The organism is Bordetella petrii (assembly GCF_020991325.1).
GTDB classification, from domain to species: Bacteria; Pseudomonadota; Gammaproteobacteria; order Burkholderiales; family Burkholderiaceae_B; genus Bordetella_A; species Bordetella_A petrii_E.
Genome location: NZ_JAJMLX010000187.1, coordinates 1 through 9,097 on the forward strand (window position 1 = coordinate 1; position 9,097 = coordinate 9,097).

A 9,097-nucleotide genomic window follows, 5' to 3' on the forward strand; every position below is an offset into this window, starting at 1 on the left:
GTACCTGCTGAAGGCCGAACGCCCGGAGGAGCTGTTCGCGGCGATCCGCGCGGCGGCCCAGGGCCGTACGGCGCTGTCGCCGCCGGTGGCGAGCCGGGTGATGGAACGCATGCGGGGTACGGGCGCGCCCTCGCTCACCGACCGCGAACTGGACATCCTGGCGCAGCTGTCCGGGGGCCTGGGCAACCGTGAGATCGCGCGGGCGCTGTTCATCAGCGAGGCGACGGTGAAGACGCATCTGGGGCGGATCTACGAGAAGTTGGGGGTGGAGACGCGGGCGGGGGCGGTGGCCCGAGGCAAGGAGCAACGCCTCCTGCCGTAAGCCCCCTTCCCGGGCTGCGCCCAGCCCCCTCCTTCCGCCTGCGACCGGGTGGCGAGTCGGCCACGCAGTTCCCCGCGCCCCTTCAAGCCAGGGGTTCGTCTGCGGGTCGTGGGTGGCTGGTCGCGCAGTTCCCCGCGCCCCTTCAGGGCCCGCGGGCGCAAACGGTCTCCCGGGCTTGGCGGGGGTTACGTAAAGGGGCCCGCCCCCTGGCACCAGGGGGCGCGCCCTTCGTCTTGCGGTGGCACCGCCATGCAGCACCGCAGACGGTCCGGGGTTATCCGAAGCGGCCCGAGATGTAGTCCTCCGTCGCCTGGACCGAGGGGTTCGAGAAGATCCGCTCGGTCTCGTCGAGCTCCACCAGGCGGCCGGGCTGGCCCACGGCCGCCAGGTCGCCCGGGCCTATGGCCTGGGCGAACCCGGGGCGCGCCTGCTGGCGGCCCTGCCGGTGTGCGGCGTATTCGGCCTGAACGGCGTGCTGGCCGCCATGATGGGCGGCGCCACGACCGTGATGATGGATTTGTTCGACGCGCCGCGCGCCGCGCGCCTGCTGCGAGACGAACACATCACCCACACCTTCGGCAGCGACGAGATGATGCGCCGCATTGCCGAGGAAGCACCGGGCGACCGGCCTTTTCCGGACGCGCGCGTGTTCGGTTTCGCCAGCTTCAGCCCCGGTTCGGCCGAGTTGGTGGAAACGCTGCGGCAACGCGGCTTTCCGCTGCGCGGCCTGTACGGGTCCAGCGAAGTGCAGGCCCTGTTCTCGCTGCAGGATGCCCGCCTGCCCGTGGCCGAACGCGCCCTGGGCGGCGGTATTCCCGCGTCGCCCGACGCGCGGGTGCGCGTGCGCGACCCCGCCAGCCCCGAACTATGCGCCCCGGGAGTGCCGGGCGAAATCGAGATCCGCGCGCCCGGCAATTTCATCGGCTACCTGCACGACGCCGACGCCACCGCGCGGGCCCTGACCACCGACGGCTACTTCCGCACCGGCGACCTGGGCTACCTGCGCCCCGACGGCAGCTTCGTCTACCTGGCGCGCATGGGCGATACCCTGCGCCTGGGCGGTTTCCTGGTCGACCCGGCGGAGATCGAACACGCGCTGGCAGAACAGCCCGGCGTGCGCAATGCGCAAGTCGTTGGCATCACGCTGGGCGGCCAGCCGCGCGCCGCGGCTTTCGTGATCGCCGACCCCGGCATCGGCCCCGACGCCCTGTTGGCGCCCTTGCGCGCCGCGCTGGCGCCCTTCAAGGTGCCGGCACGCCTGTGGCTGGTGGACGAATTCCCCACCGCCGCCAGCGCCAATGGTTTCAAGATCCAGCGGGCCAAGTTGCGCCAGATGGCCGACGAACGCCTGCGGCAGGAAACGCCGGCCTGAACTCCGGCGCACGCGAGGTCCCGCCCCGATGCATTCCCTGTACTTCCATGACTTCCACCCCGGCCAGACCTTCGAAAGCGGCGGACGCACCATTACCGAGGCCGACCTGACCATGTTTTCCATGCTGTCGGGCGACTGGAACCCCATACACGCCGACGCGGCCTATGCGGCCGGCACGCGCTATGGCCAGCGCCTGGTGCACGGCACCCTGGGCATCGCGCTGGCCACCGGCATGATGCACGAGCTGGGCATTTTCCATCGGTCGGTCGTTGCCATGCTGTCGCTGCGCGAATGGAAATTCCTGAAGCCCATATTCATCGGCGATACGCTGCATCTGCAGCTGGAGATCCTGGCGGTGAACCCCGGCACCAGCGAACGCGTCGGTGCCATTGACCGGCGGCTGCGCATGGTGAACCAGGACGGCGTAACGGTGCAGGACGGCAGCAGCGAAGTACTGGTACTGAAAAACCGGCCCTGACCGCCCGGGCGGATCTTAAGATTCGCTTCATCCTGTGGCGTATAGTCTGCGCATGCGCATCCTACTGGCCGAAGACGATGTCTCGCTGGGCGAGTCGATCGAATCCTGGCTGACGCTGGACGGCTACGTTGTCGACCGCGTCACCCGGGGCGACCTTGCCCAGACCGCGCTGGCCACGCACGACTATCAATGCCTGTTGCTGGACCGCGGCCTGCCAGGCCTGACCGGCGACGCCTTGCTGCGGGCGCTGCGCACGCGGCGCGACAATCTGCCCGTTATCATGATCACCGCGCGCGATGCCGTGCGCGACCGTATCGAAGGCCTGGACCTGGGCGCCGACGATTACCTGGTCAAGCCCTTCGACCTCGAAGAACTCTCGGCCCGCATCCGCGCGGCCGTGCGCCGCCACGACGGCCAGCCCGACACGGTGCTGAGGCACGGCGGCCTGGCCCTGGATCCCGCCGCCAAGCAGGTCAGTTTCCAAGGCCGGGGCGTGGACCTCACTGCCCACGAATTCGCCGTACTGCACGCCCTGATCCGCCGCCCAGGCCATGTGGTCTCGCGCGACCAGCTCGAACAGGCCCTGTACGGCTGGGGCGATGAAGTGGAAAGCAACACCATCGAAGTCCATATCTACAACCTGCGCCGCAAGCTTTCGCCGGACACGATCAAGACCATCCGCCGACAGGGCTACCGGCTGGCCGACTGACATGCGCTGGCGCCGCCAACCACCACCCGATCCCGGTGGATACTCCATCCGCCGCCGGCTGATATCCACCACCCTGGGTTCCAGCATCGCGGTGGGCCTGGTCAGCACCGCGATCGTGCTGGCGCTGGCCTGGAAAGAAGTCAACGATACCTTCGACGACATCCTGGAGGAAGGCGCCCGGCTGGTGCTGGCCCTGGGCGAAGGCGCGCCCGGCGGCGCCATGCCGTCCCGCGACCGCGACAACGCCGAACCGGCCCTGCGGCTGGATTACCAGATCGTCTCGCACGATGGCGCGCTGATCCGCCGTGGCGAAGACGCCCCCAGGCGCCCCTTCGTGGCGCACGGCGCGCGCGACGACCACTTCTACGACGTGCGCGCCGATGGAGAACTCTGGCGGGTCTACGTGCGCCATCACAGCCAGCAGGATTTCTCGGTACAGATCGGCCAGGAATGGGACGACCGCACCGACCTGATCGTGGACATGCTGGAATCGCTGGCCTGGCCGCTGGCAGGGCTGTGGCTGCTGCTGGGCCTGGTGAACTGGTGGCTGATCCGCCGCCTGGTTGCGCCGCTGGACCGCATCGCGCGCGGCATCGAGGCCAGGTCGCCCGCCGACCTGTCGCCCCTGGCCTACGGCGGCAAGGCCCGCGAAGTGCGCACCATTGTCGCCGCCCTGAACCGCCTGCTGACCCGCCTGGCGCACACCTTGGAAGGCGAGCGCCGCTTCACCGCCGACGCCGCCCACGAACTGCGCACCCCGCTGGCGGCCCTGGCTTCGCGCATACAACTGCTGCAGCGCCAGGACCCCGCCGCCGTCCACCTGCAACGCCTGCGCGATGATGTCGCGCGCACCACGGCCCTGGTGGACAGCCTGCTGCAGCTGGCGCGCCTGGACCCGCAGTCGGCCGAGGCGCTGGTCACCGAACGCATCGACGCCCGCGAACTTCTGGATGAAGCGGTGCGCGCCTGCGCGCCCGACGCCGCTGCACGCGGCGTGGCCGTCACCGTGGATTGCCGCGTCGATGCCCTGGCCGGCAACCGCGACGGCCTGCTGACCGCGCTGCGCAACCTGTTGCATAACGCCATCAGCTACGGCCGGGCGGGCGGTAACGTGGAAATATCGGTAGCCAGGCAGGGGCGCGACCTGGTCCTTGCCGTGCGCGATGATGGCAACGGCGTGGCGGCGGCCGACCTCGAACGCCTGACACAGCGTTTCTACCGCGTGCTGGGCAGCCAGGTTCCGGGCAGCGGGCTGGGCCTGTCCATCGTGGCTCGGGTGGTCGAACTGCACGGCGGCGTCCTGCAGTTCGGCACCGGCCTGGATGGACGCGGCCTGGGCGCGGTGCTACGGTTTGCAGAACGCCCGCCGGGCTGAAGCCGTACGCGGCTCAGATTCACTTCATCTTCGCTGGTTTTAATAGTGGCGTGTTCAACCCATCGCGCATCCGCGCAAGGACCCATACCATGACCAAGACTTTCCAACGCCAGCCCCTGGCCCGTACCCTGATCGCCGGCACCGCGCTGGCCGGCGCCCTGATCGCGGGCGGCGTGCATGCCCAGGCCTATACCGGGCCCAGTTCCGCTCCGGCCGCCACGCAGCAGGGCTATGCGGGGCCGAGCTCCGTGCGCGTCATGTCGGTGAAGGAAGTGCTGGACCAAGGCCGCGACGACCAGAATGCCATCCTGCGCGGGCGCATCGTGTCGCATGACGGCGATGACCACTACACCTTCGATGACGGCACGGGGCGCATCCGCGTGGACATCGACGACGACGACTTCCCCGCCGGCGCGAAGATCGACGACAAGACCATGGTGGAACTGCGCGGCGAAATCGACCGCGACCGCCAGGGCGTGGAATTCGACGTGGACGAAGTGCGCGTAAAGTAAGCAGGGCCCCAGGGACGCCAGCCCCGTCCCTTTGCCTGCCTTGCCCTTACTCGGCGCGTATACCCCCGCGCTGGATCAGCTCCGTCCACTTCCGCACATCGGCGCGAATACGCTCGCCGAACGCGGCGGGGCCGCTGCCAACGGGCGTAAAGCCGGCCTCGGCCAGCTTCTTGTTGAGATCCCCGGCGCGCACCGATTCGTCCAGCGTGGCAGCCAGTTTGTCGATGATATCGCGCGGAACACCGGCGGGCGCCACCAGGCCGAACAGCGGCGAAGTATCGACGCCCGCCAGGCCCGCTTCACGGAACGTCGGCACATCGGGCAGTTGGGGCGCGCGCTGCTCGCTGGTAACGGCCAGGGCGCGCAGGCGCCCCGCCTTGATGTGCCCGGCAAGCGTGGGCACCGTGGCGAAGGCAAACTGGATCTGGCCCGCCAGCAGGTCTGTGAATACCGTGCCGCCGCCACGATACGGCACGTGCAGCACATTGATGCCCGCCTGCTGGCGCAGTTGCTCGCCCGCCAGGTGCGGCCCGCTGCCCACCCCCGCGGACCCATAAGACAAAGAGCCCGGCTTGGCCTTCGCCAGCGCGACGAACTCGGCAAGCGTCCCGGCCGGCACCGACGGATGCACCACCATCACGAACGGCGCCGTCGCCATCAGGGACACGGGCGCGAAATCCTTGAAAGTGTCGTAAGGCAGGCGGTCGCCCAGCAACCCGGGGTTGATGGTGAAGGTGGAATCAATGAAACCCAGCGTGTAGCCATCGGCTGCTGCCGTTGCCACGGCGCGCGTGCCGATGGTTGTGCCGCCGCCGCCGCGATTCTCGACCACCACGGGCTGGCCGTAGGCATCGCTGAAACACTGGCCGGCCAGGCGTCCCAGGCGGTCGGTGGCGGCGCCGGGCGGGTACGGCACGATCACATTTATCGGCCTGTCCGGGTACGTTGCGCGCCCATGGGCGGCCCAGGGCATGGCAACAGCCATGCCCAGCGCGGCGCCGCGCGCCAGGAAAATACGGCGATCCGTGTTCATGGAGTCTCCTTGTTTTATTGTGGATTCACGCGGCTTGCGCAGCGTTATCGGTAATGGCCGTCGATGAGCGCGGCTTCGGGGTCGGCGCCCAGCCCGGGCGTCTCGGGCACGCTGATCCAGCCCTTGTCGACGGGCACGCTGTGCCCGTAAGGAACATGCGCCAATTCCACGTACAGCCTTTCCAGCGATACCTCTGGCGCCTGCGCCGCGATCAAATGCAGGCTGGCCAGGTATCCCGGCCCGAAAAAAGCCACTTGCGGCGCGCACACAACCGGCGTGCCGCGGCATTGCTCGGCCAGCCGCCACGCGGCCGTCAGGCCCAGCTTGATCACGCTGGGCTGCACATAGTGCACGGTTTCGTCCTCAACCAGGCGCTGCAGCGCATAGGCGCTGGCGGCGTTTTCGCCCACCGCCAGCGCGATGGGGCAAGCCCGCTTCAAGCTGCCCAGCGCGGCATCGTCTTCAGGCGGCCAAAGCGGCTCTTCGATCCAGTGCGGTTGGTGCGCCGCCATTTCCGCGATGGCCCGCGGCGCTTCTTGTGGCGACCAGGCGCAGTTGGTGTCCACCATGACCGGCGTGTCCGGCCCGACAGCGCGGCGCACCGCCGCCAGCGCCGCCGCGGTGCGCTCATGCAGCTTGATCTCGGTATAACCCTCGTGCAAGGCGCGCGTGGCCACCTCATCAAGCCGCCCGGCGTCGCCGTAGTACTGAAGCAGCGAGGCATACCCCCGCACCCGGTCGCGCCGCTTGCCGCCCAACAACGCATACAGCGGCACGCCGGCCCGCTTGGCGCGCAGGTCCCATAGCGCAATGTCCAGCCCCGCCAAGGCATGCACCACCGGGCCGGAACGGCCCAGATTGTGCAATGTGCGCTGCATGGCGGGCAGCAGCGCGGCATCGCCGGCATCCTTGCCGCATGCCAGCGGCGCGATCAGGGTTTCGAACACGGCGGCCAGGGCTCGCGGTTCCACGCAATACGATTCCCCCCAGCCCACCGTGCCGTCCTGCGTCTGGACCCGCACCAGCGCGCTGTCCAGCGTATCGCGCGGACGCCCCGCGAACATGGGCGGAGAACTCCAGTGATGAAACGGCAGCCGCATCGGAATGCAGTCGACGGAGACAATCAGGTTGGCATGCATACCGGCACAGGATGGGTTGGCAATACCGATATTCTTGAAGGCGCCAATTCATATGGTCAAATAGATAGATTGACTGACTTCATACAAAATTCATATGTTTAGTCGTCGAGAACTCAGCCTGCTGCGCGCCATGTACCAGCATGGCACCGTCACCGCGGCGGCCGCCTCCATCGGCATGACGCAGCCCGCGGCCAGTGCCCTGCTGCGCGACACTGAAATCCGCCTGGGCTTCGCGCTGTTCAGCCGCGAGAACCGCCGCTTGCGGCTGACCAGCCAGGGCCGGACCCTGATTCCGGAAGTGCTCAACGCGCTGGCGTCCATGGAAAGCACCGACCGCCTCGCCCGCGATATCCGCCACGGGGCGATGGCGCGCGTCGTGGTGGGAGCCGTGGCCATCGCCACATCCAGCCTGCTGCCGCGGGCGCTGGCCCGGCTGCAGCAAGCCCACCCCGCCGTCGCGGTAACGGTGCGCGCCGGCGGGGCGCTCGAAATCATCGACATGGCGCTGGACCAGCGCATCGACCTCGGCATCATTGTCGGTTCCCCCACGGACAATCAGCGCGTCAGCAGTGTGGAACTGGCCTCGCTGGGGCTATATGCGGTGCTGGCGGACACCCACCCATGGGCAAGGCAAGCCAGCCTGACGCTTGCCGACGTGGCCCGGGCGGGGCCGATCGTGCTGGGCACGGCCCTGCCGGCCGGCCGCGCCACTCGCCAGGCCATCGAAACACATGGCCTGCCGTATCGCCCTATCATTGAAGTTGCGCAGTCATCGGCAGCCTGCGCCCTGGCCGCGGAAGGCCTGGGAATTGCCATCGTCGAAACGCTGGGCGCCTACTATGCCACGCGGCAAGGCCTGGCCGTTCGCCATCTGATGGCAATGAGCGACCCGGTGCTGGCACTGGTCTGGTCGCGCGATCGCGCCATGAGCACACCCGCCCAATGCCTGCAGGCGGCGCTGAGCCAAGTCGCCAACGATATGCTGGCGCTGGCCCACATCACGCCCGACCAGCCATAACAGGAATACTCCATGCCCAGCAAAACCAGCAAGACACCTGCCGCGGCAACCAAGCAAGCTCCGGCCAGGAAGGCGGCGCCCCGCAAGGCGCCTGCCAGGAAAACAGCAGCCACCGAAGTCAAACTGCTGACTGGCGGGAACCCGCAAATTCCCAAGGGCGACGGCGATGCCCCCGTGCAGGCCTATATCGCCGCCATGCCCGGATGGAAACAAGGCGCTGGCCGCCAACTGGACGCGCTGATCGAGCGCTGCGTTCCCGGCGTGCGCAAGGCGGTCAAGTGGAATTCACCGTTCTACGGCGTGCAGGGCCAGGGCTGGTTCCTCAGCTACCACTGCATGACCAAGTACATCAAGCTTGCCTTCTTCCAAGGCCAGTCATTGCAGCCCTTGCCGCCGGTCGAATCCAAAGACCCGAACGCGCGCTACGTGCACATCTTCGAGAACGAAGCCATCGACGAGGCGCAGCTGGGCGACTGGATCCGCCAGGCCGCCGCCCTGCCCGGCTGGATGTCCTGACCGCGCGTCCTGCATGCTGGACTCCATACTATGCGCGGCGGCCCGCCGCTATCGCCTGCCCCGCCCGCCGGATCTCGATGGGCTGCAGGAAGCAGCCCCCGCCACGGTGCTGGCCGTCACCATCGAAGCGGCCCGCCTGGCCACCGGCCGCCACGAAATTCCTGGCGACACGCTCGAAAGTCTTTTCACTGAAGCGCTGGCCCGCCTGATCCACGCCGCCCTGCGCCCGCAAGGCGGCGATGCGGTGTTCCAGGCCATGGTGCTGCGGCACCAGTCTGCCCAGGTGCGCGAGTATGCATCGCTGTCGGCTCACGCCCAGCGCGACCGCCGCAACCTGCACAATGCGGTGAACGCCATCGCGCATCCAGCCAGGCAGCAGCAGCTTCCCGCGGGGCCGTTGCGCGACGCCCTGGCCCGCCTGCAAGCCAGCGCCCACGCCGCCGATTGGCCGGCGCTGGCGGATGCCGTGCAAGGCCTTTTGGCCCTGCCGGATGCCACCGGCGCTGCGGCCCTTGCGGACAAGCTGGCCCGCTTGCGCGATACCCCGGAATTGCCGCGCCTGCTGCGACAGGGGGCCCTGGCGGCGGACCCGCAGGTGCGCCAGTACCAGGCGCTATGGAATC

The 9,097-nt window shown here is 68.6% G+C and carries 10 protein-coding genes and 2 pseudogenes; 9 read left to right on the top strand and 3 right to left on the bottom strand.

Annotated elements, in window-relative coordinates:
• The coding region (locus LPZ50_RS25430; RefSeq protein WP_329957674.1) for a response regulator transcription factor at nucleotides 1–322 on the top strand (322 nt) is incomplete at its 5' end.
• Between the two features lie 274 nt (nucleotides 323–596).
• Here the strand turns inward: LPZ50_RS25430 and pstB are convergent.
• Nucleotides 597–713 (bottom strand): annotated as a pseudogene (gene pstB / locus LPZ50_RS25470) (phosphate ABC transporter ATP-binding protein); the annotation flags it as partial.
• On the opposite strand from pstB, the gene LPZ50_RS17140 reads away from it, so the two are divergent.
• From LPZ50_RS17140 to LPZ50_RS17160, 5 genes are all read left to right on the top strand, one after another.
• Nucleotides 693–1,694, top strand: coding sequence for an AMP-binding protein (locus LPZ50_RS17140; RefSeq protein ID WP_419195606.1), 1,002 nt, complete (start codon nucleotides 693–695; stop codon nucleotides 1,692–1,694). The pseudogene pstB and the gene LPZ50_RS17140 overlap by 21 nt on opposite strands.
• Before the next feature lie 28 nt (nucleotides 1,695–1,722).
• Nucleotides 1,723–2,172 (top strand): MaoC/PaaZ C-terminal domain-containing protein, encoded by a 450-nt coding sequence (locus LPZ50_RS17145; protein WP_230662950.1) that lies wholly within the window; start codon nucleotides 1,723–1,725, stop codon nucleotides 2,170–2,172.
• A 52-nt stretch (nucleotides 2,173–2,224) separates the two neighbouring features.
• A complete protein-coding gene (locus tag LPZ50_RS17150) occupies nucleotides 2,225–2,881 on the top strand; it encodes a response regulator transcription factor (RefSeq protein ID WP_230662952.1) in 657 nt (218 codons plus the stop codon).
• 1 nt (nucleotide 2,882) lies between these two features.
• Complete coding sequence (locus LPZ50_RS17155; RefSeq protein ID WP_230662954.1) at nucleotides 2,883–4,256, top strand: ATP-binding protein; 1,374 nt, start codon at nucleotides 2,883–2,885, stop codon at nucleotides 4,254–4,256.
• An 89-nt stretch (nucleotides 4,257–4,345) separates the two neighbouring features.
• On the top strand, nucleotides 4,346–4,768 hold the full coding sequence (locus LPZ50_RS17160; protein WP_230662956.1) for a YgiW/YdeI family stress tolerance OB fold protein: 423 nt from the start codon (nucleotides 4,346–4,348) through the stop codon (nucleotides 4,766–4,768).
• 46 nt (nucleotides 4,769–4,814) lie between these two features.
• On the opposite strand, the gene LPZ50_RS17165 is transcribed toward LPZ50_RS17160, so the two are convergent.
• Both LPZ50_RS17165 and LPZ50_RS17170 read right to left on the bottom strand, forming a co-directional pair.
• Entirely contained in the window at nucleotides 4,815–5,801 is a 987-nt protein-coding gene (locus LPZ50_RS17165) for a Bug family tripartite tricarboxylate transporter substrate binding protein (protein WP_230662958.1), read from the bottom strand.
• 44 nt (nucleotides 5,802–5,845) lie between these two features.
• Nucleotides 5,846–6,865, bottom strand: coding sequence for a mandelate racemase/muconate lactonizing enzyme family protein (locus tag LPZ50_RS17170; RefSeq protein ID WP_230662960.1), 1,020 nt, complete (start codon nucleotides 6,863–6,865; stop codon nucleotides 5,846–5,848).
• Nucleotides 6,866–7,034: 169 nt separating this feature from the next.
• On the opposite strand from LPZ50_RS17170, the gene LPZ50_RS17175 reads away from it, so the two are divergent.
• From LPZ50_RS17175 to LPZ50_RS17185, 3 genes and pseudogenes are all read left to right on the top strand, one after another.
• Complete coding sequence (locus tag LPZ50_RS17175; protein WP_230662962.1) at nucleotides 7,035–7,958, top strand: LysR family transcriptional regulator; 924 nt, start codon at nucleotides 7,035–7,037, stop codon at nucleotides 7,956–7,958.
• 12 nt (nucleotides 7,959–7,970) lie between these two features.
• Entirely contained in the window at nucleotides 7,971–8,474 is a 504-nt protein-coding gene (locus LPZ50_RS17180) for a DUF1801 domain-containing protein (protein ID WP_230662964.1), read from the top strand.
• A gap of 13 nt (nucleotides 8,475–8,487) precedes the next feature.
• A pseudogene (locus LPZ50_RS17185) lies at nucleotides 8,488–9,097 on the top strand (3-deoxy-D-arabino-heptulosonate 7-phosphate synthase); the annotation flags it as partial.